The organism is Streptomyces sp. CA-250714, assembly GCF_050936705.1.
Classification (GTDB): Bacteria; Actinomycetota; Actinomycetes; order Streptomycetales; family Streptomycetaceae; genus Streptomyces.
Genome location: NZ_JBNJMI010000002.1, coordinates 1,274,370 through 1,297,773 on the forward strand (window position 1 = coordinate 1,274,370; position 23,404 = coordinate 1,297,773).

The 23,404-nt window shown below is 70.8% G+C and carries 22 protein-coding genes; 5 read left to right on the plus strand and 17 right to left on the minus strand.

Translation table 11 applies throughout. The annotated features are described in order from the left end of the window. Nucleotide 1: 1 nt before the first annotated feature. The 4 genes from ACQEU8_RS24610 to ACQEU8_RS24625 form a co-directional block, all read right to left on the minus strand. Nucleotides 2-844: a carbohydrate ABC transporter permease gene (locus ACQEU8_RS24610; protein WP_433104628.1), complete on the minus strand. Its 843-nt coding sequence runs from the start codon at nt 842-844 to the stop codon at nt 2-4. Continuing rightward, nucleotides 841-1,773: a carbohydrate ABC transporter permease gene (locus ACQEU8_RS24615; RefSeq protein WP_433104630.1), complete on the minus strand. Its 933-nt coding sequence runs from the start codon at nt 1,771-1,773 to the stop codon at nt 841-843. Before ACQEU8_RS24615 ends, ACQEU8_RS24610 begins: the two co-directional genes overlap by 4 nt. Beyond that, nucleotides 1,773-3,098, minus strand: a complete 1,326-nt coding sequence (locus ACQEU8_RS24620; protein ID WP_433104632.1) for an ABC transporter substrate-binding protein — start codon at nt 3,096-3,098, stop codon at nt 1,773-1,775. The genes ACQEU8_RS24615 and ACQEU8_RS24620 overlap by 1 nt, the downstream gene beginning before the upstream one ends. A gap of 131 nt (nt 3,099-3,229) precedes the next feature. Beyond that, a complete protein-coding gene (locus ACQEU8_RS24625) occupies nt 3,230-5,269 on the minus strand; it encodes a beta-galactosidase (RefSeq protein WP_433104634.1) in 2,040 nt (679 codons plus the stop codon). A gap of 221 nt (nt 5,270-5,490) precedes the next feature. Between ACQEU8_RS24625 and ACQEU8_RS24630 the strand changes: the two genes are divergently transcribed. Beyond that, entirely contained in the window at nt 5,491-6,222 is a 732-nt protein-coding gene (locus ACQEU8_RS24630; protein WP_433104636.1) for a FadR/GntR family transcriptional regulator, read from the plus strand. 19 nt (nt 6,223-6,241) lie between these two features. Here the strand turns inward: ACQEU8_RS24630 and ACQEU8_RS24635 are convergent, their stop codons facing one another. Continuing rightward, nucleotides 6,242-7,303: an MBL fold metallo-hydrolase gene (locus ACQEU8_RS24635; protein ID WP_433104638.1), complete on the minus strand. Its 1,062-nt coding sequence runs from the start codon at nt 7,301-7,303 to the stop codon at nt 6,242-6,244. 152 nt (nt 7,304-7,455) lie between these two features. Between ACQEU8_RS24635 and ACQEU8_RS24640 the strand changes: the two genes are divergently transcribed. After that, nucleotides 7,456-8,430: a LysR family transcriptional regulator gene (locus ACQEU8_RS24640; RefSeq protein ID WP_433104640.1), complete on the plus strand. Its 975-nt coding sequence runs from the start codon at nt 7,456-7,458 to the stop codon at nt 8,428-8,430. After that, on the plus strand, nt 8,427-9,335 hold the full coding sequence (locus ACQEU8_RS24645; RefSeq protein ID WP_433104642.1) for a serine hydrolase: 909 nt from the start codon (nt 8,427-8,429) through the stop codon (nt 9,333-9,335). The genes ACQEU8_RS24640 and ACQEU8_RS24645 overlap by 4 nt, the downstream gene beginning before the upstream one ends. Nucleotides 9,336-9,349: 14 nt before the next feature. Here the strand turns inward: ACQEU8_RS24645 and ACQEU8_RS24650 are convergent, their stop codons facing one another. From ACQEU8_RS24650 to ACQEU8_RS24660, 3 genes are all read right to left on the minus strand, one after another. Further along, complete coding sequence (locus ACQEU8_RS24650; RefSeq protein ID WP_433104644.1) at nt 9,350-10,540, minus strand: cytochrome P450 family protein; 1,191 nt, start codon at nt 10,538-10,540, stop codon at nt 9,350-9,352. A gap of 228 nt (nt 10,541-10,768) precedes the next feature. Continuing rightward, nucleotides 10,769-11,782 (minus strand): SigB/SigF/SigG family RNA polymerase sigma factor, encoded by a 1,014-nt coding sequence (locus ACQEU8_RS24655; protein WP_433104646.1) that lies wholly within the window; start codon nt 11,780-11,782, stop codon nt 10,769-10,771. 247 nt (nt 11,783-12,029) lie between these two features. Next, nucleotides 12,030-12,260: a DUF6480 family protein gene (locus ACQEU8_RS24660; protein WP_433104648.1), complete on the minus strand. Its 231-nt coding sequence runs from the start codon at nt 12,258-12,260 to the stop codon at nt 12,030-12,032. A 101-nt stretch (nt 12,261-12,361) separates the two neighbouring features. Here ACQEU8_RS24660 and ACQEU8_RS24665 point away from each other — a divergent pair, with 101 nt between their 5' ends. Beyond that, complete coding sequence (locus tag ACQEU8_RS24665; protein WP_433104650.1) at nt 12,362-13,132, plus strand: IclR family transcriptional regulator; 771 nt, start codon at nt 12,362-12,364, stop codon at nt 13,130-13,132. Continuing rightward, nucleotides 13,132-13,989 carry an SMP-30/gluconolactonase/LRE family protein gene (locus ACQEU8_RS24670; RefSeq protein ID WP_433104652.1) on the plus strand — a complete coding sequence of 286 codons (858 nt, stop codon included), beginning with the start codon at nt 13,132-13,134 and terminating at the stop codon, nt 13,987-13,989. The genes ACQEU8_RS24665 and ACQEU8_RS24670 overlap by 1 nt, the downstream gene beginning before the upstream one ends. Nucleotides 13,990-14,114: 125 nt before the next feature. Here the strand turns inward: ACQEU8_RS24670 and mmsB are convergent, their stop codons facing one another. The 9 genes from mmsB to ACQEU8_RS24715 form a co-directional block, all read right to left on the minus strand. Next, nucleotides 14,115-15,362, minus strand: a complete 1,248-nt coding sequence (mmsB, locus tag ACQEU8_RS24675) for a multiple monosaccharide ABC transporter permease (RefSeq protein ID WP_433104654.1) — start codon at nt 15,360-15,362, stop codon at nt 14,115-14,117. Between the two features lie 8 nt (nt 15,363-15,370). Further along, complete coding sequence (mmsA, locus tag ACQEU8_RS24680) at nt 15,371-16,951, minus strand: multiple monosaccharide ABC transporter ATP-binding protein (protein WP_433104656.1); 1,581 nt, start codon at nt 16,949-16,951, stop codon at nt 15,371-15,373. Further along, nucleotides 16,948-18,066, minus strand: coding sequence for a multiple monosaccharide ABC transporter substrate-binding protein (gene chvE, locus ACQEU8_RS24685; RefSeq protein WP_433104658.1), 1,119 nt, complete (start codon nt 18,064-18,066; stop codon nt 16,948-16,950). The genes mmsA and chvE overlap by 4 nt, the downstream gene beginning before the upstream one ends. A gap of 1 nt (nt 18,067) precedes the next feature. Beyond that, the gene (locus ACQEU8_RS24690; RefSeq protein WP_433104660.1) at nt 18,068-19,042 is read right to left on the minus strand and encodes a hypothetical protein; all 975 of its coding nucleotides are present in this window, start codon (nt 19,040-19,042) and stop codon (nt 18,068-18,070) included. A 34-nt stretch (nt 19,043-19,076) separates the two neighbouring features. Then, nucleotides 19,077-20,102, minus strand: a complete 1,026-nt coding sequence (locus ACQEU8_RS24695) for a zinc-dependent alcohol dehydrogenase (RefSeq protein WP_433104662.1) — start codon at nt 20,100-20,102, stop codon at nt 19,077-19,079. Further along, complete coding sequence (locus ACQEU8_RS24700; RefSeq protein ID WP_433104664.1) at nt 20,099-21,265, minus strand: mandelate racemase/muconate lactonizing enzyme family protein; 1,167 nt, start codon at nt 21,263-21,265, stop codon at nt 20,099-20,101. The genes ACQEU8_RS24695 and ACQEU8_RS24700 overlap by 4 nt, the downstream gene beginning before the upstream one ends. Nucleotides 21,266-21,474: 209 nt before the next feature. Beyond that, a complete protein-coding gene (locus ACQEU8_RS24705; RefSeq protein ID WP_433104666.1) occupies nt 21,475-21,855 on the minus strand; it encodes an FhaA domain-containing protein in 381 nt (126 codons plus the stop codon). 177 nt (nt 21,856-22,032) lie between these two features. After that, a complete protein-coding gene (locus ACQEU8_RS24710; RefSeq protein WP_433104668.1) occupies nt 22,033-22,428 on the minus strand; it encodes a DUF2795 domain-containing protein in 396 nt (131 codons plus the stop codon). A 10-nt stretch (nt 22,429-22,438) separates the two neighbouring features. Beyond that, on the minus strand, nt 22,439-23,164 hold the full coding sequence (locus ACQEU8_RS24715; protein WP_433104670.1) for a VOC family protein: 726 nt from the start codon (nt 23,162-23,164) through the stop codon (nt 22,439-22,441). Nucleotides 23,165-23,404 lie beyond the last annotated feature (240 nt).

A 23,404-nucleotide genomic window follows, 5' to 3' on the forward strand; every position in this document is an offset into this window, starting at 1 on the left:
GCTACTCCTTCACACTTCCCTCGGTCAGCCCGGTGCGCCAGTAGCGCTGGAGTACGAGCATGGCGACGGCGAGCGGGATGACGGAGACGAACGCGCCTCCGACGGTGTACTGGGTCAGTTGGGGTACCCGGTCGGCGGCTTCCTTCCAGGTGACCAGGCCGAGGGTGATCGGGTACTTGCGGTCGTCGGAGAGCATCACCAGGGGCAGGAAGTAGTTGTTCCAGATGTGTACGAACTGGAAGAGGAAGACCGTCACCAGCGCCGGTGACATCATCCGCAGCACCACAGTGAAGAAGATCCGCTCCTCCCCCGCGCCGTCCACCCGCGCCGCCTCCAGCAGGTTGTCGGGCACGGCGGACTCGGCGTAGATACGGCACAGATAGACACCGAAGGGGCTGACGATGCTGGGGAGGAGAACACCCCAGTAGGTGTTGGTCAGCCCGATCTTGTTGAACATCAGATACAGCGGCAGCGCCAGCGCCGTGGACGGCAGCAGCACTCCCGCGAGCACACACTTGAAGACGGCCTCGCGGCCCCGGAAGCGGTACTTGGCCAGTGCGAAGCCCGCGGCGGCCGACAGCAGCGTGGCGAGGACGGCGCCGACACCCGCGTAGAAGAGCGAGTTGAGCGCCCAGCGCGGATAGATGTGGCCGTTGTAGCTGAACATCTGCGACAGGTTGTGCCACAGCCGCGGATTGTCGAACCACAGCCCGAAGCTGCCGTAGAGGCTCTCGGTCGACTTGGTGGCCGCGACGACCAGCCAGTAGACGGGCAGCAGGAAGTAGCCGGCGGCCAGCGCGAGGAAGGCGACGAGCAGGATCCGGCCGGGACGGAGAGTTCTCATCGGTCATCCTTCCGCTTGCGGCTGACCAGGCTGAGGAAGCCGAAGGACAGCACCATCGCGACGACGGCGAGGAGCACCGATTTGGCGGCGGCCAGATAGACGTTGGCGTTGGCGAAGGCGTCGAAGTAGGCGCTGAGGTTGGGTGTGTAGTTGTTGGTGACAGCAGGTGCGATCTTCTTGAGGACCAGCGGCTCCGCGAACAGCTGCATGGTGCCGATGATGGAGAAGACGCAGGTCAGGACGAGCGCCGGGCGCACCAGCGGGAGTTTGATGCGCAGCGCGACCTGCCATGGCCCCGCGCCGTCGATCGTGGCCGCCTCGTAGAGCTCCTGCGGGATCGACTTGAGCTGGGCGACGATGATCAGCATGTTGTAGCCCGCGAACTCCCACACGACGATGTTCGCGATGGACCACAGGATGCTGTCGTAGCCGAGGAAGTCCGGCTGGATGCCGATCTTCCCCAGCAGATCGTTGATCGGGCTGATCCCCGGCACGTAGAGGAAGCCCCACAGCAGCGTGGCGATGACGCCGGGAATGCCGTACGGCAGGAAGTAGGTGGCCCGCAGCAGCCCCGCCCAGCGGTCCTTCACCTGGTCGAGGAGCAGCGCCAGAACCAGCGCCAGCAGCAGCATCACCGGCACCTGGACGGCGCCGAACAGCAGCACGCGGCCGAAGCCCTCCAGGAACGCGGTCTGTTCGAGGGCGAGCGCGTAGTTGTCCAGCCCGGCGAAGGTGACCGACGGCTCGCCGAGGCCCAGCGGTCCTGAGCGTTCGACCTTCAGCAGGCTCTGGTAGATCGCGTAGAAGATCGGCAGGATCATCGCGAAGAGGTACACGGCGAGGAACGGGCCGAGGAACGTCCACGCCTTGCGGTCGGGGCGCGCGCTGCGGCGGGCGGGCGGCTTCCGGCTCGTACTGGACGTCGTCATCAGGCGCTCCTCGCGTCCAGGCCCTTGGCCTTGAGATCGTCGACGAACTTGGGCTGGGCGTCCCTGAGCGCGTCCTGGATGGTGCCGTGTCCGGCGATGGAGCGGCCGATGTTGTCCTGAATGTGCGCGTAGGACTGGGTGGTGGTGGGCGAGAAGCGCCAACTGGTGTCCACGTTCCGGTCGGAGACCTGGAACACCTCGTTGTAGACCTGGCCGTCGAAGAACGGGTCCGGCTTGCCCAGCGGCGACTTCTTCAGGTCCAGCTTGGCCGAGGGCCAGCCGTATCCGGCCTCCACCAGCAGCTTGATGCTGGCCGGGTCGGTGTTGAGCCAGTGCGCGAACTTCAGCGCCTCGGCGGGGTGCCGGGTGCCTTGCAGGATCGCGGTGGCGGAGCCGCCCCAGTTCGCCGAGGCGTGCTCGCCGCGCTCCCACTGGGGCAGTTCGGCAACCCGCCACTTGCCCTTGGTGCCGGGCGCGTTGCCGCGGATGAGGGCGTCCTGCCACTGGGCGCCGAGCCAGCTCGCGATCTGGCCGGTCTGCAGGCCCTTGAAGAAGGAGCTCTGCGAGTCCTGGATGGTCGCGACGAGCTTGTCGCGGATCATCCCGTCCCAGAAGTCGGCGACCTCACGGCTCTCCTGGCTGGTCAGGTCCACGATCCAGGTGTCGCCCTCGGTTCGCACCCAGTGGGCGCCGCGCTGCCAGGGGAAGGAGGCGAACCACTGGGCGTTCACGGGCGGAAAGGCGGTGATGTAGGAGCTGCCGCCGCGCTTCTTGATCTTCAGGGCCGCCTGCCGGAACTCGTCCCAGGTGCGGGGCACCTCCAGGTCCCACTTGTCGTACAGGTCGGCGCGGTAGAAGAAGCCCATGGGCCCGGAGCCCTGCGGGATGGCGTAGGTCCGGCCCGCGAAGACGCCCTGCTGCCACTGCCAGTCGACGTAACTGTCCTTGAGCCGGTCGGCACCGTACGCGCTGAGATCGGTCAGGCCGCGTACCAGCATGAACTCCGGCAGCGCGTAGTACTCGATCTGCGCCAGATCGGGCGGATCACCGGCTTTGAGGGCGGCGTGCATCTTCTGGTAGCCGCCGGAGGTGTTGGCGGGCACCGTCTGCACGGTGACATGGATATCGGGGTTCTGCTTGTTCCACAGGGCGGCGGCCTTCTGCAGGGGGACCCAGGTCCAGAAGACGAGGTTCACGCGCCTTCCGCGGGCGCGGGGTGCCTGCTTCGTCATCCGGGCCGCGCCTGCCTGTTCGCCACAGGCGGCCAGCGCGGGGGTGGCCGCCGCGGCAGCTGTTGCCGCCAGGAGTTTTCTTCGGGTGGGCATCCGACCTCCTTGTCAGAGTGCTTCCGAGAGAGGGACCAACCCTTCCCGCCGTACGGCAACCCGCCGTTGGAGAGAGGGCATGCGTCCGACTGCACGTGCGTTGTGGTTGCTCGCGCAGTTCCCCGCGCCCCTTATGGGGTGCCCAGCACCGCGACGCCTCGGGGTGGCAGGGTGAGAGCCGTCGTCGGATCCGTGCCGGGCGCGAGCAGGTTCCGCATACGGTGCGGGAGCGTCACCTCGGCGGGGGCCGTACCGTGGTTGAGCAGGAACAGGTACCGGCCGTCCGCGCCTTCGCGGGCGGTCGCCTGCACTCCGTCGGGCAGGTCCGCGAGCAGCGGCGCCGCGCCGGACTCGGCCCGTACGCGGTCCATGAGGGTGCGCATGACCCCGGGCTCGGGACGGGTGGCCGCGTACCAGGCGACGCCGTTGCCGAAAGCGTGCCGGGTCAGTGCGGGCCGACCGGCCAGTTCGCCGTCGCCGAACTCGGCCACGGCGTGGGCGTCTTCGAGGTCGAGGGCCTCCGACCACAGGTCGGCCCGGCCGCTCAGCTCGCCGCGCAGCGACACGCTCGCGCCCTCGGCCAGCGGCCAGAACTCCTCCACCCGCAGCCCCAGCAGCTCGCGCAGCGGCGCCGGGTAGCCGCCCAGGTGGACGCGGTCGCACTCGTCGGCGATGCCCGTGAAGTACGACACGAACAGGTGACCGCCGTCGCGTACGTACGCGGTCAGCCGGGCCGCGGTCTGCTCGCTCATCAGGTAGAGGTTGGGCACGACGACCAGCCGGTAGCCGGTCAGTTGGCGGTCGGGCGGGACGATGTCGCAGGGCACCCCGGCGCCGAACAGCGGCTTGTAGTGGCGCAGCAGCGTCTCGCGGTGGCTGAGGGCCGAGGAGGGGTGCGAGCCCTGTTCCAGTGCCCACCAGCTGTTCCAGTCGACCAGCAGCGCCACCTCCGCCGTACAGCGGGTGCCAGCGAGCTGCGGCACCGAGGCCAGCTCCTGGCCCAGCGCGCTGATCTCGCGGAAGATCCTGGTGTCGGTCCCGGCGTGCGGCACCATCGCGGAGTGGAACTTCTCGGCGCCGCCCTGGGACTGGCGCCACTGGAAGTAGAGCACCGCGTCGGCGCCCTGCGCCACGGCCTGCCAGCTCCACAGCCGCATCGCGCCGGGCGGCTTGGGGCTGTTGCGGTCCCGCCAGTTGACGGCGCTCGGGGCCTGCTCCATCAGCAGCCAGGGCCGGCCGCCCCCGGCGCAGCGCGTCACATCGAAGGCGGCGGCCGCGTCGATGTGGGTCTCGGCGTCGTACGGCTCCTGGTAGTAGTCCAGCGCGGTGACGTCCTCGTACGCGGCCCAGCGGAACGGGTCGACCGGCTTGTGGTGCGGCATGTGGTTGGTGGTCACCGGCACCTCTGGGGTGATCCGGCGCAGCACCTCACGCTCGGCCAGATAGCACTGGAGCAGCGCGTCGTCGCTGAAGCGGGCGTAGTCCAGCTGCTGGGTGGGGTTGGGGTGGGTGGGTGTCGTACGCGGTGGCTGCACCTCCTCGAAGTCGCCGTAGCGCTGCGACCAGAAGGTGGTGGACCAGGCCGTGTTGAGGGCTTCGACGGTGCCGTAGCGCTCGCGCAGCCAGCGGCGGAAGTCGGCCGCCGACACCTCGCAGTAGCAGACCGGGTTGCTGCATCCGTACTCGTTGCCGATGTGCCACAGGGCCAGCGCCGGGTGTTCGGCGTAGCGGGTGGCGAGCTGTTCGACGAGACGGACGGCGTGCTCCCGGTAGACCGGGCTGGAGGGGCAGTAGTGCTGCCGGGAGCCGGGCCACTTGCGGATGCCGTCGGCGGTCTCCGGCAGGATCTCGGGGTGCTGCCGGGTCAGCCAGGGCGGCGGCGACGCGGTCATGGTGGCCAGGCAGACCTGGATGCCGGCGTCGCCAAGGTTGTCCATGACGCGGTCGAACCAGCCGAAGTCGTAGGCTCCGGGCCGCTGTTCGACCAGTCCCCAGGAGAAGATCCCGGCCGTGACCATGGTGACCCCGGCCTCCTTCATCAGCCGGATGTCTTCCGCCCACACCTCCTCGGGCCAGTGCTCGGGGTTGTAGTCGCCGCCGAAGTGCAGACGGGTGGGCTCGAAGGTGCGGACATCGGTTCGGGTTGCGGAGCGGTGGTCGGCTGCCGTCATGAGTGCTGCGCCCCCTGCGACGAGTCGGATGCCGGGCAGAGCGGGAGACCGTGATGAGGCCGCACCGTACAAGAACTCGTTATTTATGAATAGTTCCTTGACGGCAATCCACTCGGGATCGTGGACTGTCGCGGGGGCGTCGTAAAGTCGTCGCCCAGGTGACATCGGCCCGAACGCAGCAGGAACAGCAGGCGGACCGGGGGATAAAACAGGAGGTCCCGATGGTGGGGTACGCGCCGCGGGGCGTCCACGGCCAGACCGTGGAAGCCCTCGCGCACCGGGTGCTCAGCGGTGCGCTCCGCGAGGGCGCCACCCTCGATCTCGGGGCGCTCCAGAGCGAGTTGGGCGTCAGCCTCACGGCGCTGCGCGAGTCGCTGAAGGTGCTGGCGGCCAAGGGCATGGTCGACGCCCGGCAGAAGCGGGGCACCTTCATCCGCCCGCGCACCGACTGGAACCTGCTGGACGCGGATGTGCTGCGCTGGCAGTTCCAGTCCGCCACCGCCGCCGCGTCCGGCACGGGGCCGCCGCTGCTGCGCGATCTGGACGAGGTACGCGGCATCGTGGAGCCGGCGGCGGTACGGCTCGCCGCCGAGCGGCGTACCGACGCGGATCTCGCTTCGCTGGAGAGGGCCCTGGAGGCCATGTGCCAGGCCGACGACGGCGCGCCCGAGGCCGTCGAGGCGGACCTCGCCTTCCACCGGGCGCTGCTGGCGGCCTCGCACAACGAGTTGCTGGAGCGGATGGAGATGGTGATCTCCACCGTGCGCGCGGCCCGCGACCGCCTCGTCCACGGGCCCGGCCACCACCCTCTCGACCCGGTGCCCAGCCACCGCGCGGTGCTGGACGCCATACGCGCACAGGACGCCGATGCCGCGGAGGAGGCCATGCGCGGGTTGCTGGCGCAGGCCGCGCAGGACGTCGCCCTGCTGCGGGAGCGGGCGCCCGAGGTGTAGGGCGCCCGGCGCGCCGGCCTCAGAGTTCGAACTGCTCCAGGTGACGGGGGTCGACGACACGGGTACCGGCCCCGGCCACCTGCTGGAGCTGGTCGACCACACGGCGGTTCACCGTGTCGTGCACCGCGGGGTCGTCCAGTGCCGTGACCATGTCGTCGTGGTGGCTCGGGACGACGACGCGGGGGCGGCCGAGGGTGCTGACGGCGCGCTCGAAGTAGTCGTGCACAGCGGCGTGCCCGCTGGCACCCAGCACCAGGACGTCCGGCGCGGCGCCCGAGACCTCGCGGGCCGCGAAGTTGGACGTCCCGCTCAGGAACATGACGCTCAGCCGTTCGCCCACCGTCACCTGGTAGCCAAGGGTGCCGCCCTCCACCAGATCGCCCAGCGTGCGGGGCCGGGAGGGGGGTGCGGTCAGGGTGCCGTACGGGTCGAAGCCGTAGCCGCCGAGCTGGCTGTGCAGACTGCGGACCACCTCGACCGTGTAGTCGGGGCGGGACCGCTTGCCGGACGGCTGGAGGGGATGGCGCAGCACCTCGCCGCCGGAGACCACGACCGGGCGGTGCTTGCGCCCCTTGCCGGGGACGCCCATCGCGGTCAGCAGGTGCAGATGTGTCTCGGTGCCCAGCACGTTGATCTCCTTGTCCCGCCAGTCGGGGTGGTCCAGGAGGTACGGCACATCGGCGAGGTGGTCCCAGTGGCCGTGCGTCAGCAGCACGAACTCGGGCGCCCCCGTGAGGTGTTCGCCGAGCACCAGGTCGATGATCCGGTGGTCCACCTCCAGCTTGCGGGTCATATCGCCCCTGCCGTCCGGGCCCTTGTAGGGCTGCCGGGTCAGATACGGGTCGATCAGCAGCCGGTGCCCGTCGAAGGTCAGCTCCCAGCCGGCGATGCCGAGCCAGCGCAGCCGGACGCCGCTTCGCCCCGGGCTGCCGCTGTCCCGCGCCGGGCGCCCGGCGGGCCCCACCGCAGCAGCGGTGGCGGACGCTCCGGTGACGCCGACGGCCCCGGCGGCCATGCTCGTACGCAGCACGCTTCGACGACTCGGACGGCTCTGGGCGGCTGCGGGCTGCTGAGAGGGCATGGCGGTACTCCTTCGCCTCGTGCGGATCTCGTCTGCTGTTCATGGCCCGGGCCCGGGGGAATGGAGTCAAACCCCGGCAGCCGCTTCTGTCGAATACGCTCTCGACCGCGCGCCGATTCGTTCGGCGTATCACCGCAGACCATGGGGGGCGCATGCTGACGGAGCGGCACCTGGAAATCTTCGTCGCGCTCGCAGAGGAAGGGCACTTCGGTGACGCGGCGCAGCGCGTGGGTATCACCCAGCCGCCCCTCTCGCAGGCGCTGCGGCGGCTGGAGGCGCTGCTGGGGGTGCGGCTGTTCGACCGGGAACGCGGGGTCTTCCTCACCGAGGAGGGCGCACTGCTGCTCCCGCACGCCCGCCGGGCCCTCACCGCGCTGGCCGAGCTGCGGGAGAGCGGCGCCAGGGAGGGCGCGGACGGGCAGCGCCTCCGGCTCGGCCTGCCGCCCGAACTGCCGCCCCGGCTCGGTGCGTCCGTCGCCGCCGCACCCGTACGCGCCGGGGTCCGCGGCCGGGTCTCGGTGGTGACGGCACCGACGGCCACGCTGCTGACCGACGTCTCCGCGGGACGGCTCGATCTGGCCGTCGTCCGCCACCCCGCCGTGCTGCACGGTCTGGCCGCCGGGCCGGTGACGCTGCTGCCCACGTGGCTGCTGACACCGGACGACGCCGGTGAAGTCCCGGCGGGGCGGCCGTCGCCGGACGGCGCCGCCGGGCGTGGTGCGCCGCACGGCGTCGCGGGTGAACCGGCGCGGCGCGCGGGCGGTGCGCAACCGGCACGGCTGCTGCCGTACGCCGTCCGGCCGCGCGTCGAGGCGCCCGCGGCGCACGATCTGTTCCTGGACACGCTCGCGGGGCGGGGGCGGCGCGTGGAGACGGTGGTGGTCTCGGACGAACGCGCCGGGCTGGCCCTCGTCGCCGCCGGCCAGGCCGTGCTCGTCACGGCCGATGACACGCTGACGGCCGACGGCGTCGCACGGCAGCCGACCACCGACCCGGCGCTGCCGCTGCGGCTGCGAGTGGTGTGGGACGCCCGGCGGCTGGCCGCCGGGCAGGCGGACGAGGCGGCCGAAGCGCTGGTCTCCGCGCTGGCGTCGGACCGCCGCACGGCCCGCGAGGGGGCCCGATGAGCGCGGCGGCACCCGGCAGGGGCATCGAGCGCACCCTGCGCGAGATGTTCGACGACGCCGGGGTGCGCGGCCGGCTCCACGTCGCCGAACTGCGCCGGCCCGAAGCGCGGGTGAGCGTCGACGCGGACGAGGCCACCTTGATGGGCTCGGTCTACAAGGTGCCGCTGATGGTCGCCTACTGCCGCCAGGTGGACGCGGGCGCACTCGATCCCCGGCAACCCGTCACCCTGCCGCCCGGGGACCGGCTGCCAGGACCCACCGGCATCTCACAGCTGCGCGACGAGGTGACGATGTCCCTGCGCGACCTGATCGTCATGATGATGACGATCTCCGACAACGCGGCAGCCGACGCGGTGCTCCACCACGTCGGCGCCGCGGCCTTCGACGAGACCTGCCGGGACCTCGGCCTCTTCCGCACCCGGCTCAACGACGGCGCCGCCGGCACCCTGGCACGGCTGGTGGCGCAGACCGGTGCGGAGTCGGTGGACGCGGCACTCGCCCGGATCTCCGACAACGACCGGGCGGTGCCGCCGGGGGTCTACGACCCCGCCTGGGCCACCTCGACCACCCCCGCGGAGATGGCCCGGCTGCTGCGCGCCGTCTGGCTGGACGAGGCCGCCGCACCGGGCAGTTGCGCCTTCATCCGCCGGACCATGGGGCTCCAGCCCTGGCAGCACCGGCTCGCGGCCGGCTTCCCGTACGACGAGGTGACGGTGTACGGGAAGACCGGGACATTCGGCGTCATGAGGCACGAGGCGGGGGTCGTGGAGCTGGCGGACGGCCGCGCGTACACGGCCGTCGTCTTCACCCAGGCCGCCCGCGCCGACCGCAGGCTGCCCCGTGCCGACGCGGTCATCGGCGCAACGGCACGCACGGCGGTCGAGCACCTGCGAGGGCAGGAGTAGCCCTCCGCCTTCCGTCAGCGGGTGATCGGCAGCTCGCGGAGCGCGTGGGAGCGGAAGGTGGTCTGCCAGCGCAGTTCGTCGGGGTGTACCGCCAAGCGCAGCACCGGGAAGCGGCTGAGCAGCGCCTCCAACGCCAGGCCGATCTCCATGCGGGCGAGCGGGGCGCCCAGGCAGTAGTGCATGCCCTCCCCGAGGGCCAAGTGCCTGTTGTCGCGGCGGCGGATGTCGAACCGGTCCGGCTCCTCGTAGCGCCCCGGATCGCGATTGGCGGAGGCCAGCGCGAACAGCACCGTGTCACCGGCCGGGATCCGCACCCCGCCGTACTCCACCGGCTCGGTGGGGAAGCGCCGGATCGCCGTCAGGTTCGGATGCGCGTACCGCATCAGTTCCTCGACCGCGTCGGGCAGCAGCGAGGAGTCGCCACGGAGCGCGGCGAGTTGCCTCGGGTGCCGCAGCAGTGCGAGGAAGCCGCCGCTCAGCAGGTGCTGCACATTCTCGATGCCGGCGCCCAGTACGAGGAACGCGAGGGAGCAGAGTTCGTCCTCGGAGAGCCGGTCCTGATCGTCGCGGGCCGCGATGAGCGCGGAGAGGAGGTCGTCGCCGGGCGCGTTCCTGCGCTCGGCCACCAGCCGGCGCAGGAAGTCGTGCATTGCCGAGATCGCCTCGCCCACCTGTCGCGGGCTCTCCATCGCGAGCATCGTCGTCACCCATGAGGCGAACGGCCGCCGGTCCGCCTCGGGCACCTCGAACAGGTCGCAGACGACGGTCAGCGGCAGCGGGGTGGCGAACTCCTGCACCAGATCGGCCACTCCGTCGCTGTCCAGCCGCTCGGCCAGCCCGTCGGCGAGCCGGTCGGCCACCTGCTGGATTCCGGCCCGCATCGCCTCGGCGCGCCGCGGGGTGAAGCCCTGCGCGACGAGGCGGCGCAGGCGTATGTGGTCGTCGTGGTCGAGGTTGAGGAGATTGGCGTCCAGTGCGGGCGGCAGGGAGAAGCCCTGGTAACCGCCCGTGGAGTGGGCCTTGTTGACGGACAGCCGGGCATCGGCGAGGCCCGCGCGTACGTCCTCGTCCCGCGTGACGAGCCAGACCTCCGCCCCGTCGGGCAGCGCGATCCGCTGCGCGGCGGCCTCGTCGCGGAGTTTGTTGTACACCGCGTACGGCATGGCACGGAACGACTCGTCGAATGGCTGCGGCAGTGCCGTCATTTCTCGTCTCTCCGTCAGTTGTGAGCCCGGAGCCGGGGTGCTGCCGCACAGGCTAGAACCGGGGCCCTCCCGTTCTGTTGCCGGGGCCCGCCGTGGGGGTCGCTGACGAGTGCCGTCTGCCGGTGCGTTGTGGTTGCGCGCGCAGTTCCCCGCGCCCCTTCGGGGCGAACCCGAGCGTGCCCGCGAGGGGCGCAGAAATAGGGGTCCCGCGCCACCTTCGGGGCGTAATCAGGCGGCGGCGTTGCGTTCTTCGTCGATTTCCTCGCGGACGCGGCGGCACGCGGCGGCGAGGAGGCGGGAGACGTGCATTTGGGAGACGCCCAGGCGGCGGGCGATCTGGGACTGGGTGAGTTCGCGGAAGAAGCGCAGGTAGAGCAGGCGCTGCTCCCGCTCGGGCAGTCGGCACAGGCAGGACCGGACCGCTTCGCGGTCGACCACGTGGTCGTAGCCGTTCTCGTCCGAGCTGAGGGTGTCCATCAGGCAGATCGCCCCGTCACCCGAGGCGTCCCCGCCACCGGCCTCGGAGGAGACGGGGGCGTCCAGGGAGAGGGAGTTGAAGCACTGGAGGGCTTCCATACCGGTGAGGGTGTCCTCCTCCGAGAGACCACTGTGCGCTGCGAGTTCGGCGACGGTGGGTGACCGTCCGGAAGAGGTCAGCTCCAGCTCCCGCATGCTCGCGCGGACCCGGTTGCGCAGGTCCTGGACGCGGCGGGGGACGTGGATCTCCCACATGTTGTCCCGGAAGTGCCGCTTGAGCTCCCCGTAGATCGTCGGGATGGCGAAGGTCTCGAAGGCGTTGCCCCGGGCCGGGTCGTAGCGCTCGACGGACTTGACCAGGGCGAGCGCGGCGACCTGTTCGAGATCTTCCAGCGACTCGCCGCGGTTGCGGAACTTGCGGGCGAGCCGGTGCGCCATCGGCAGCCAGGCCGTGACCACACAGTCCTGGAGCCGCTGACGCTCGGGGCAGCCTTCGGGCAGCTTCACCAACTCGGCGAAGTCGGCGGCGGTGTCGGGTGCGTCGTGGTGGGTACGACGAGGGCCGTGGGGCCGGGACGAAGCCGCTCCCTCCGACGGAGCCGCCCCCTCCTCGGCTTCCGTGGCTTCCGTTGCGTCCGCAGGGTCCGCGGGGTCTGCGGCTTCCGTGGCGCTCGGGGCTTCCGCGGCGCTCGGGGCGCCCGCGCCCTCGGTCAGGTCGACAGGGGTGGTGCCGTCCTCGGTGGTGCGGAACCGCGTGGTGTTCATGGGCTGCTCACTCCCACGTCTCACATGGGTGCTGTGTAAGACAGGCGAGAAGCGATCCCCCAGTCCGCTTCCGGACAGGATCCGAAGGTGGCGCCGCCGGATCTCCAGCGGCCCGATTTCACCGTGACACAAACCACGCCGCATGGCATCTTCGCAGGTCAGAGCGCTGCCGCCCGCTCGCAGCGGGTGAGCGGACGGCGAACACACCGTAGTCGAAATGCCCCTCTCGTCGGCTACCGGAGGCCGGCTACTGGAGGCCGACGAGGTAGCCCACGAAGAAGACGAGTACGGCCGCGACCACGAGCGCGATCAGAACGACCGGTATCGTGCTCCAGCCCTTGGTCGGGTTGTGCGTCTCCTGCGGACCGGACTCCGACATACAGCCCTCGGCGGGCGGCGTCTCCCCGGGCGGGACCTGTCCGCCCTTCTCCAGACCGGTGGTCCGCTCCGGATCGGGGTCAGGGTTGGCATAGCTCATGCCTTCCGGGTGGACCTCGACGCACTCTCGTACACCTGGGGCACCCCGGATAGACTGTTCGGAGCTTCGATCGACTGGCGAGATCTCGAACAGGAGGAGCCATGGGACGGCTCGTGCCCGCTGTGACCCGGGCGCTCGACATTCTGGAGCTGTTCCTGGAGGGGGACGGCACACTCTCGGCACCCGACATCGTGCGCAAGCTGCGGCTGCCCCGTACCACGGTGCACGAGCTGGTCGGCACCCTGACCGCCCGCTCCTACCTCGTGCCCGTACCGGGCAAGGCGGGCCACTACCGGCTGGGCGTCCGCGCCTACCAGCTCGGCAGCCGGTACGCCGAGCAGCTCGATCTCGCGGCCGAGGGCCAGCAGGTGGCCCGCTCGGTGGCCGAGACCTGCGAGGAGACGGTGCATGTGGCCATCCTGGAGGACACGGACGTCATCTACGTCGCCAAGGTGGACTCCACCCAGGCGGTGCGGATGGTCTCCGCCGCGGGCCGGCGGCTGCCGGCGCACTGCACCGCGGTCGGCAAGATGCTGCTCGCCTCGCTGCCCGCCGACGAGCTCGCAGCGCGGCTGCCGGACGATGCCGAACTGCGTGCCATGACGCCCAACAGCATCACCGACGCCGCGAAGCTGCGTGCGGAGCTGGGCCGGATCGTGGAGCGCGGATTCGCCGTCGAGGAGAGCGAGTCCAACCCGGATGTGAGCTGTGTGGCCGCGCCCGTACAGGACCGCTCAGGCCGGGTGGTGGCGGCGCTGTCCATCTCCGTACCGTTGATCCGGTGGAGCGAGGAACGCCGCGCCGAACTGGCGGAGCTGGCACAGCGCGGCGCTGTACGGTTGTCCGAACGGCTGGGCCACAGGGAGCTGTGATGGGAACAGGGACCGGAGTCGAGACCGCGCTGCGCGCCTCAGCCGAGCTGGGTGAGGGACCGACCTGGGATCCGGCGGCAGGCCGGCTGATCTGGGTGGACATCCTCGGCGCCCGGATCCACGCCTTCGATCCCGCGACCGGCAACCGCACCCTGGTGACCACCGAACAGCACGTGGGCGCGGCCAAGCCGCGCGCGGGCGGCGGGCTGGCCGTCAACCTGCGTGACGGTGTGGGGCTGTACGACGCCGACGGCAACTTCTCCTGGCTGCTGCACGACCCGGTGCCGGGCCGCCGCGGCAACGACGCGGCCGTCGCCCCTGACGGAGCGCTGTGGGCGGGCACGATGTGTTACGACGAGACACCCGGCGGCGGCACACTGGTGCGGCTCGCGGCCGACGGCACCGCCACCACCGTCCTCGACGACGTCACCGTCTCCAACGGCACCGGCTGGAGCCCGGACGGCAAGCTGATGTACTACGTCGACACCCCCACGCGGCGGATCGATGTGTTCGACGTCCGCGAGGGCGGCACTGTCGCCGGCCGCCGCCCGCTGGCGGAGATCGAGGAAGGCGCCGGGTATCCGGACGGGCTGACCGTGGACGCGGACGGGTGCGTGTGGGTGGCGCTGTGGGATGGCGCCGCGGTGCGGCGTTATACGCCGGAGGGGGTGCTGGACCGGGTCGTCGGGCTGCCTGTCCAGCGGCCCACCGCGTGTGCGTTCGGCGGCGCGGGCCTCGCCGACCTCTACATCACCACGGCCCGCGTCGGCCTGAACGAGCCCTCGCCGCAGGCCGGTTCCCTCCTCGTCCTCCCGGACGCGGGCACGGGCCTTGCGCAGCCGCCCTTCGCGGGCTGAGGCCGCACTGGCCTCCATCCCGGCCGGCCACAAGCCACCCCCAGCCCGCAACGCGCAGCCAGGGGCAGCCCTCCCCGGCGAAAGCCGGGGCGTGAGGGCCGCCCCTGAAGCGGGAGAACTGCCGGTCAGCGACCGGCCTTGCGCTTGTTCCAGACGTCGAAGCCGACGGCGGCCAGCAGTACCAGGCCCTTGATGACCTGCTGGTAGTCGGTGCCGATGCCGACGAGGGACATGCCGTTGTTGAGGACGCCGAGGACGAGACCGCCGATGACGGCGCCCATCACCGTGCCGACGCCGCCGCTCATGGAGGCGCCACCGATGAAGGAGGCGGCGATGGCTTCGAGTTCGAAGTTGAGACCCGCCTGCGGGGTGCCCGCGTTGAGCCGGGCCGCGTAGACGCAGCCGGCCAGTGCCGCCAGGACGCCCATGTTGACGAAGACCAGGAAGGTGACCCGCTGGTCCTTGACGCCGGAGAGCTTGGCGGCGGCCTTGTTGCCACCGAGCGCGTAGACGTGCCGGCCGATGACGGCGTTGCGCATCACATAGCCGAGACCGATGAGCAGTGCGCCCATCACCAGCATGACGACAGGTATGCCGTGGAAGCTGGCGAGCGTCAGGGTGAAGGCGATGACGGCGGCGGAGAGGGCCACGCACTTGGCGACCCACAGCCCGGTGGGCAGCACTTCGAGCTCGTACTTCAGCTGCCGCTTGCGGTCCCGGTATTCGCGCAGCAGCAGGAAGACGAGCGCGACGAGGCCGATGACCAGCGTGGGGTTGTGGTACTGGGTGTAGGGGCCCATCTCGGGGATGAAGCCCTTGGCGAGGTTCTGGAAGCCCTCCGGGAAGGGCGAGAGGGACTGGCCCTCCAGGACGATCTGCGTCAGGCCGCGGAAGAGCAGCATTCCGGCGAGCGTCACGATGAACGACGGGATGCCGACGTAGGCGATGAAGAAGCCCTGCCAGGCCCCGGCGACCGCGCCGATCAGCAGCGACAGTATGAGCGCGTACGCCCACGGCATATCGTGTTTGACCATCATCACGGCCGACATGGCGCCGACGAAGGCCACCAGCGAGCCGACGGACAGATCGATATGGCCGGCGATGATGACGATCATCATGCCCATGGCCAGGATGAGGATGTAGCCGTTCTGCTGGATCAGGTTGGAGACGTTGTTCGGCAGCAGCAGCGTGCCGTCCGTCCATATCTGGAACAGCACGATGATGAAGACGAGCGCCGTGAGCATGCCGTACTGGCGCATATGGCCGCGCATGTTCTCCAGCAGCACGGCTCCCGCCGACCGTACAGCGGCCTGCACGGGCGGCGGCGCGTCCTCGGGCTCGGCGGGCGGGGTGGGCTTGGTCGTGGTGGTCATGGCGGGCCTCAGCTTCTGTTCCGGGTCATGTGGCGCATCAGGACTTCCTGGGTGGCGTCCGCACGGTCGATCTCGGCGGTGAGGCGGCCCTCGGCCATGGTGTAGATGCGGTCGCACATCCCCAGCAGCTCGGGAAGTTCGGAGGAGATGAAGAGCACGGCCTTCCCCTGCGCGGCGAGTTTGTCGATGACGGTGTAGATCTCGTACTTGGCGCCCACGTCGATGCCCCGGGTCGGCTCGTCGAGGATCAGCACCTCGGGGTCGGCGTGGATCCACTTGCTGAGCACGACCTTCTGCTGGTTGCCGCCGGAGAGGCGGCCGGTCTGCTCGTGGACCGTGGGGGCCTTGATGTTCATGGACTTGCGGTAGCGCTCGGCCACCGAGGTCTCGTGGTGCTCGTCCACCACGCCGTGCCGCGCCATCCCGGTCAGGGAGGCCAGCGAGACGTTGCGGTTGATGGTGTCGAGGAGGTTGAGGCCATACTGCTTGCGGTCCTCGGTGACGTACGCGATGCCCGCGTCGATCGCGGCGGGCACGGTCTTGGTGCGTACCTCGCGGCCCGCGACCCTTACTGTGCCTGACTCGTACCGTCCGTAGGAGCGGCCGAAGACGGACATGGCCAGCTCGGTGCGGCCGGCGCCCATCAGCCCGGCGATGCCCACGATCTCGCCCCTGCGCACCGTCAGCGAGGCGTCGTCGACGACCTTGCGCTGCTGGTCGACGGGGTGCCGAACCGTCCACCCCGACACCTCCAGGGCGGTGCTGTGCTCACCGTCGTAGGGGGTGCGGTCGGGGAACCGGTGGTCGAGGTCGCGGCCGACCATGCCGCGGATGATGCGGTCCTCGGACAACTCGGGGTTGTCCCCGGGGTGTTCGCGTACGGTCAGCGTCTCGATGGTGCGGCCGTCGCGCAGGATGGTGACGGTGTCGGCGATACGGCGGATCTCGCCCAGTTTGTGGGAGATGACGATGCTGGCGATGCCCTGTTCGCGCAGTTCCAGGATGAGGTCGAGGAGGGTGGAACTGTCCTCGTCGTTGAGCGCCGCCGTGGGCTCGTCCAGGATGAGCAGCTTCACCTCCTTGGACAGCGCCTTGGCGATCTCCACCAGCTGCTGTTTGCCGACGCCGATGTCGGCGACGGGCGTCTGCGGGTTCTCCCGCAGTCCCACCCGCCGCAGCAGTCCGGTCGCCCGCTGCATGGTGGCGTTCCAGTCCAGGAGGCCGCGGGCGGTGCGCTGCTCGTTGCCGAGGAAGATGTTCTCGGCGATGGACAGGAACGGCACCAGTGCCAGCTCCTGGTGGATGATGACGATGCCGCGCTGCTCGCTGGCGCGGATGTCCTTGAAGGCGACCGGCTCGCCCTGGAAGTGGATCTCACCCTCATAGCTGCCGTGCGGATGGACGCCGCTGAGCACCTTCATCAGCGTCGACTTGCCCGCGCCGTTCTCGCCGCAGACGGCGTGGATCTCACCGGGCCGCACGGTGAGGTTGACGTCGCTGAGCGCCTTGACGCCGGGGAAGGTCTTGGTGATGCCCCGCATCTCGAGGACGGGGCGCGCCGGCTCCTCGCTGTCCGCTGCCGGGCTCACTTGAGCTGCCCCTTGGTGAAGTAGCCCTCGTCGATGAGGAGCTGGGTGTTCTTCTTGTCGACGGAGACGGGCTTGAGCAGATAGGCGGGTACGACCTTCTTGCCGTTGTCGTAGTCGGTGGTGTTGTTGACCTTCGGCTTCTTGCCGGTGAGTACGGCGTCGCCCATCTGGACGGCCTGCTTGGCGAGCTTGCGGGTGTCCTTGAAGACGGTCTGGGTCTGGTTCCCGGCGACGATGGACTTCACGGAGGCCAGCTCGGCGTCCTGGCCGGTGACGACGGGCAGCGGATGCTCCTTGGTGTCGTAACCGGCGCTCTTGAGCGCGGAGATGATGCCGATGGACATGCCGTCGTACGGGGAGAGCACGGCGTCCACATCCTCGCTGCCGTAGCTCTTGCTGATCAGGTCGTCCATCCGCTTCTGTGCCACACCGCCGTTCCATGCCGGGGTGTAGCCCTGGTTCATCTTCGTCTGCTTGCTGCGCACGACGAGCTGGCCGGACTTCAGGAACGGCTTGAGCTTCTTCATCGCGCCGTTCCAGAAGTACTTGGTGTTGTTGTCGTCGGGCGAGCCCGCGAACAGCTCGATGTTGTAGCTCTTGTCCGCGTCCTTGTCCGGCTTCTTCAGCTTGAGCCGGTCGAGGATGTACTGGCCCTGGAGCTCGCCGACGCGCTCGTTGTCGAACGACGCGTAGTAGTCGACGTTCTTGGTGCCCAGGATGAGCCGGTCGTAGGCGATGACGGGGATGTTCGCGTCGGCGGCCTGCTTGAGGACGTCGCTGAGGGCCGAGCCGTCGATGGCGGCGATCACCAGCAGCCGGTGCCCCTTGGTGATCATGTTCTCGATCTGCGCCACCTGGTTCTCGACCTTGTCGTCCCCGTACTGGAGGTCGGTCTTGTACCCGGCGCTCCGGAACTGCTCGGCCATGTTCTTGCCGTCGGCTATCCACCGCTCGGACGACTTGGTGGGCATGGCCAGGCCGATGGTGCCGCCCTTGCCCTTCTCTGGCTGGTATCGGCTGCCGCCGCGGGCCTCCTGGCCACAGGAGGTCAGCCCGGCGACGAGCGCGGCGGCCAGCACCGCCGACGCGGCGATACGGCATCTGCGGGTGCGCATGTCAGTTCCCTTCAGGCTCGGTGTGCTCGAAGCGGTGCAGCGGGCCCGGCAGCCGGGAGCCGAGCGGGGACATACCGCCCTCGGCGCCGTGCCGGACCAGCAGGTCCAGGGCGAGCCGGCCGCGGCGTACCCGTTCGCGCGCCGTGTCCAGCACGGTGTCGCGCATATGCCGGCCCGACGGGTAGAGGCCGGGGGCCTTGGCCAGCCCGAACTTCAGATAGAGCGGGGCACCGCGCCGGATCAGCTCGGCCAGTTCGTACATCCGCACATAGCCGCCGAGGTCGTCGGGCGCCTCGATGTACATGTCCATGGGCGCTGCGCTGACCCGCCGGATCTCGGTGAGGTGGTCGAGCGTCAGATCGCTGGGCACGTTCAGCGAGTCGGCGCCGAGCCGCTCGTAGACGGCGTACGAGGCGGGGTTGACCGGGCCGATCAGCGCGGACACCTTCAGCGTGGTGTCGGCGGGGAGGATGCCGGTGGCGCGTGCTCTGTGCAGCGTCCACAGCACACCCTCGTCGGCGACGAGCAGGCAGCGCACGCCCAGTTCGGTGGCGCGTACGGCGTCCTCGACGCAGCCGGCGAGCGCGCTGTGGCCGCGCGCCCGCAGCCCGGCGCCGCCGGAGTCGGTGCGGGTGGCGGCGCCGGTGTCCCAGGTGCCGCGCGGGCCGGTGAACAGGCACAGTTCGATGTCCCGTTCGGCACACGCCTCGACCATCTCGGTGATCTCGGCGTCGGTGAGCATCCAGATGCCGCTGCCCTGACTGATGCGGTGCAGCGGCACGTCGAGCCGCCCGGCCTCCTTGAGGACGACGGCCAGCGCCTCGGGCCCCTCGCAGGAGGGCACCTCGGTGCGCCATCGGCCGCCGTCGGGGAAGGTGTGCGGGGAGGCGTCGGCGGGCTCGGGCCGGGGTGCGGCCAGGCCCAGCGCGCCGAGCGCCGGTTCGCCGGGGAGGCGGGGGGTGGTGCTGGTGGTCACGGGGCTCCTTCGGTACGGGGCGGAGGCCGGGGTTTCAGGGGTGCAGCAGGACCTTGCCGACGGCGGGGTCGCCCTCGGCGACCAGTGCGAGGGCCTTCTCGAACTCGGACAGCGGCAGCCGGTGGGTGACCAGCGGCAGCGGGTCCAGCAGCCCGGCCGAGAACGCGCGCACCGCGTGCGCCCACGCGGCGGGCGGGGCACCGAAGACCGTCGCCACCCGCAGTTGGCCGAGCACGAGCGCGGCCGGGTCGAGTTCCGCTGTTCCGGCGGGCGGGATGCCGGTCAGCACCAGCCGGCCGCCGCGCCGCAGCAGCCCGGCCGCCTGCCGGGCCGCGCCGGGCACGCCTGCCGCCTCGACGACGGTGTCGTAGCCGCCGAGCCCTTCGGTGTCCTGGTGGTGGCGGTAGTCGGTGGCGCCGAACTCGGCGGCGAGCGACGCGCGTTCGGGGCGCGCGCCGACCAGCAGCAGCTGAGCGGGTGAGCCGAGGCCCAGCAGCCGGACGGCGAGCATCCCCAGCGTGCCGTCGCCGACGACGGCCACCCGGTCGCCGGGCCGCACCCGGGCCCGCAGCGCGGCGGCCGCGACGCAGGCGGCGGGCTCCAGCAGTGCGGCGGCCGTCAGATCGGCGTCGTCGGGCAGCGGGTGCAGCAGCCGGGCCGGGAGGGTGAGGGTGGGCGCCATGGCGCCGGGTTCGGTGAACCCGGTCTCGGCGTATCCGGCGGTGCACAGCGTGGTGTCGCCGGTGTGGCAGCGTTCGCACACCTGGCAGTTGCGGAACCCCTCCCCCACCACCTTGCGCCCCACCAGCGAGCCGGGCGCGCCTTCGCCGGTCGCTTCGACCGTGCCCGACCACTCGTGGCCCGGCGTGACGGGGTAACGCGCGTACGGCGCCGGGCGGTTGCCCTGGTACAGCTCCCGGTCGCTGCCGCAGATCCCGGCCGCGTGCACCCGCACCAGCGCCTCTCCCGGGCCGGGCGGGCGCGGGGTGTGCGGGACGAGGCGGGCGGTGCCGGGCGCGTCCAGGACGACGGCGAGGCCGCCGTCCGGGGCGGGGTTCACCGGTCGCCGCCGTCGGGGTTGCGGGTCTCCCAGCCCTCGGCCCACAGGTCGAAGTGGGCGCGCTGCTGGGGGAACTCGGCCGCCGCGTCGGTGTCCAGCTCCACGCCGAGGCCCGGCGCTTCGGAGAGGTGGAAGCAGCCCGTCTCGGGGTCGACCTGCGGCGCGCCCTTGACGACCTTCTTGATCTCCGCGTCGGCGAAGTCGTTGAAGTGCTCCAGGATCTTGAAGTTGGGGGTGGCGAAGCCCATCTGGAGGCTGGCGGCGGTCAGTACGGGGCCGCCGACGTTGTGCGGGGCCACGAGCATGTAGTGGGTCTCGGCGGTGGCTGCCAGCTTGCGGGTCTCGGCGATGCCGCCGAGGTGTCCGAGGTCGGGCTGGAGGATGTCGGCGGCCTGGCTCTCGAACAGCTCCCGGAACTCGATCCGGTCGTGGATGCGCTCCCCCGTCGCCACGGGGATGTCCACCTTGTCGGCAACCTTCGCAAGCGCCTTGAGGTTCTCCGGCGGCACCGGCTCCTCCAGCCACGCCGGGCGGAACGGTGCCATCTCGTGGGCGAGCCGGACGGCGGTGGCGGGCGCGAAGCGGCCGTGCATCTCCAGCATCAGCTCCGCCTCGGGGCCGATGGCATCCCGCACCGCCTCGATGAGGGAGACCGCGTAGCGGGTGTCCTCGTGGGAGAGTTCCAGGTGCCCGGTGCCGAACGGGTCGATCTTCAGGGCGCGGTAGCCGCGCGCCATGACGGCCTTGGCGGCCTGGTGGTAGGCCTCGGGGGTGCGCTCGGTGGTGTACCAGCCGTTGGCGTACGCCTTGACGGTGTCGGTGACGTTGCCGCCCAGCAGCTGCCAGACGGGTACGCCCAGCGCCTTGCCCTTGATGTCCCAGCAGGCCATCTCCACACAGGCGATGCCGGACATCACGATCTCGCCGGCGCGCCCGTAGTCGCCGTACTTCATCCGGCGTACCAGGTCCTCGGTACGGAACGGGTCGGAGCCCGCGATGTGATTGGCCTCCGCCTCCCGCAGATAGCCGATCAACGCGTCTGTGTGGCCCAGCATCCTGGTCTCGCCGACGCCGGTGAGTCCTTCGTCGGTGTGGACCTGTACGTAGGTCAGGTTCCGCCAAGGCGTCCCGACCACATGGGTACTGATACCGGTGATGCGCACGAGAGCCGCTCCTGTGTGTCGTTCTTCGCTACGTTCGAGATTTCGTCACGCGTTCGAAATAGCGATGTGACACTAAGGAGGGCCGGAAAGGGGTGTCAATGGCCGGGACGCGCTTTTCTGTGCGACTTGTTGGTCGGCGTTGATCGACCTTGTTGCGCGGCGTCGGGGGAACGGTGCCGCCCGGCGTCGCGGGCACCTACTGCCCCGCTTCAGGGGCGCGGGGTGATGCTGCTGTGCAGGCGGTAGCGGTGCAGCTCGTTGCCGTCGCGCGGTGGCCGCAGCCGGACGGCGACCGGGCCCGCGAAGCTGAAGTGCCGTTCGGCCGCGTGCCTTCGCACCTCGGACGCCAGCCGCTCGCCGACCGCGCCCGCCTCGTCCGCCAGCCGCGCGTAGGACTCGGCGGGCAGCTCCAACTCGAAGGCGTTGGGCACCACGGTGCGGTCCCGGCCCACGATCACCGCCTTCGCGTCGCACTCGCGGCGCAGTGCCTCGAGCACCTCCACCGGCTCCCCGGCAGGGCGGGGGAACAACCGCCACAGGGAGCCGGAGAGGCGCTCCATCCTGGCCTCGACGTCATGGAAGAACTTCATCGCTCCCCGCTTCCCGCTCCCCACGGCAGGCATGTCCCCCCGAACGGGTGGCGTGCGGGTACGGGCGCGTCGTGGCAGCCCCCGCAGATTCCCCGCGCCCCTGCGGGACGCGGCCCGTCCGGAGCGCGGGGTGCACCCCCGTGCGGAGCGCGGGGCGAGGCCCCGGAGCGGGGCGGCTCAGCTGCGGCGGGTCTCGGTGTGCAGGCCCAGCGCCCGGGCCAGCTCCTGCACATTGGTGAAGCGGGCGTCCGCAGGGAGCCCCTGGGCCATCTCCACGAGCCGGTCCGGAGCGTGCTCGGCACGCAGCGCGTCCAGCACCTCCTCGCGCCCTGTCGGGTACAGATGGCGGCCCAAGTACTGGGCGATCTCGGAGCGCAGTTCGACGTCGCGAGGGGTCATCCCGGCGGGGGTGCCGCCGGTCCGCAGGGCCTGCGGGTCCCGGAAGGGCTCGGGCTGGTCCTCGCCCGAGGGCTCCATCTCGCGCGCTTCCTCGCGGTTGGAGCGCAGCTCGCCGCGCAGCCGCTTCTTGGCCTCGTCGTCCTGCACGGGACCGTTCTTGTCGTTCTCCTGCATGGTGTGCTCCTTAGGTGCTGAGCAGACAGAAGGAGGCTCCCTTGGGGTCACGGAGCGTCGCCGTCCGCCCCAGGGGGCCCGCCTGGGGCGGGGAGGCGACCGCGCCGCCCTCCCGTTCCACGGCACGTACAGCCGCGTCAAGATCGGGTACCCGGAAGTACGGCTCCCATCGCGTCCGGATGGCCGGATCGGGCGGCGACTCCGGTGCCCCGCCGCGCAGCCCGGCCACCGCGTGGCCGTCGACCCTGACGACGATCTCGTCGTACTGCTCCTCGTAGGTGACCCCGTGGCTGGGGTCGCCCATCCAGTCGAAGATCTCGCCGTAGAAGACCGCTGCGGCGAAGGCGTCGGTGGTGTGCAGCTGGAGCCAGGCGGGCGCCGGACCTGAGCCGACCCACCAGGAGGCGGGCCCGTCACCCTGCCAGAGCCCGAACGGCGCGCCCCATCGGTCGGCCGCGATCACGGCACGGCCGCCACCCGCCCGCAGCGGGCCCACCGCGACGGTCGCGCCCCGCTCGGCGATGCGTTCCGCGACCACGTCGGCGTCCTCCACATGGAAGTACACCGTCCAGCGCTCGGCCTCGGGCCCTGCACCCGCGGTCAGCTGGTTGATCCCGGCCACCGGCTGGCTGTCCACCGTGGCGATCCGCGCGTCGGGGCCGGCGTCCGAGGTCACGAAGGTCCAGTTCAGCACCGGTCCGTAGAACTCTTCGGCGGCCCGTTGATCGGGGGTCATCAGACTCACCCAACAGGGCACTCCGCCGACCGAAGCCATGTGTCCGCCTTCCCGCCACGTGGGCATCGTGCGTGCTCCACTCAGGGTACCTAGCGGTGCAGATCGGGCATAACGGACAGCTCCTGATGGAAGCTGCCCCGCCCGTCGGCTGCGGCTCCGCCCGTCGGCCGCGGCCCCGCCCGGTGGGCATGACGATCCGCGCACAGAGGTTCACCCGCTGTGCGGCCTCACGGAACCGTG

Excerpts from the sequence above, each read along its gene's own strand:
- ACQEU8_RS24610 (WP_433104628.1), bottom strand. The coding sequence starts at position 844 with ATGAGAACTCTCCGTCCCGGCCGGATCCTGCTCGTCGCCTTCCTCGCG.
- ACQEU8_RS24615 (WP_433104630.1), bottom strand. The coding sequence starts at position 1,773 with ATGACGACGTCCAGTACGAGCCGGAAGCCGCCCGCCCGCCGCAGCGCG.
- ACQEU8_RS24620 (WP_433104632.1), bottom strand. The coding sequence starts at position 3,098 with ATGCCCACCCGAAGAAAACTCCTGGCGGCAACAGCTGCCGCGGCGGCC.
- ACQEU8_RS24625 (WP_433104634.1), bottom strand. The coding sequence starts at position 5,269 with ATGACGGCAGCCGACCACCGCTCCGCAACCCGAACCGATGTCCGCACC.
- ACQEU8_RS24630 (WP_433104636.1), top strand. The coding sequence starts at position 5,491 with ATGGTGGGGTACGCGCCGCGGGGCGTCCACGGCCAGACCGTGGAAGCC.
- ACQEU8_RS24635 (WP_433104638.1), bottom strand. The coding sequence starts at position 7,303 with ATGCCCTCTCAGCAGCCCGCAGCCGCCCAGAGCCGTCCGAGTCGTCGA.
- ACQEU8_RS24640 (WP_433104640.1), top strand. The coding sequence starts at position 7,456 with ATGCTGACGGAGCGGCACCTGGAAATCTTCGTCGCGCTCGCAGAGGAA.
- ACQEU8_RS24645 (WP_433104642.1), top strand. The coding sequence starts at position 8,427 with ATGAGCGCGGCGGCACCCGGCAGGGGCATCGAGCGCACCCTGCGCGAG.
- ACQEU8_RS24650 (WP_433104644.1), bottom strand. The coding sequence starts at position 10,540 with ATGACGGCACTGCCGCAGCCATTCGACGAGTCGTTCCGTGCCATGCCG.
- ACQEU8_RS24655 (WP_433104646.1), bottom strand. The coding sequence starts at position 11,782 with ATGAACACCACGCGGTTCCGCACCACCGAGGACGGCACCACCCCTGTC.
- ACQEU8_RS24660 (WP_433104648.1), bottom strand. The coding sequence starts at position 12,260 with ATGAGCTATGCCAACCCTGACCCCGATCCGGAGCGGACCACCGGTCTG.
- ACQEU8_RS24665 (WP_433104650.1), top strand. The coding sequence starts at position 12,362 with ATGGGACGGCTCGTGCCCGCTGTGACCCGGGCGCTCGACATTCTGGAG.
- ACQEU8_RS24670 (WP_433104652.1), top strand. The coding sequence starts at position 13,132 with ATGGGAACAGGGACCGGAGTCGAGACCGCGCTGCGCGCCTCAGCCGAG.
- mmsB (WP_433104654.1), bottom strand. The coding sequence starts at position 15,362 with ATGACCACCACGACCAAGCCCACCCCGCCCGCCGAGCCCGAGGACGCG.
- chvE (WP_433104658.1), bottom strand. The coding sequence starts at position 18,066 with ATGCGCACCCGCAGATGCCGTATCGCCGCGTCGGCGGTGCTGGCCGCC.
- ACQEU8_RS24705 (WP_433104666.1), bottom strand. The coding sequence starts at position 21,855 with ATGAAGTTCTTCCATGACGTCGAGGCCAGGATGGAGCGCCTCTCCGGC.
- ACQEU8_RS24710 (WP_433104668.1), bottom strand. The coding sequence starts at position 22,428 with ATGCAGGAGAACGACAAGAACGGTCCCGTGCAGGACGACGAGGCCAAG.
- ACQEU8_RS24715 (WP_433104670.1), bottom strand. The coding sequence starts at position 23,164 with ATGACCCCCGATCAACGGGCCGCCGAAGAGTTCTACGGACCGGTGCTG.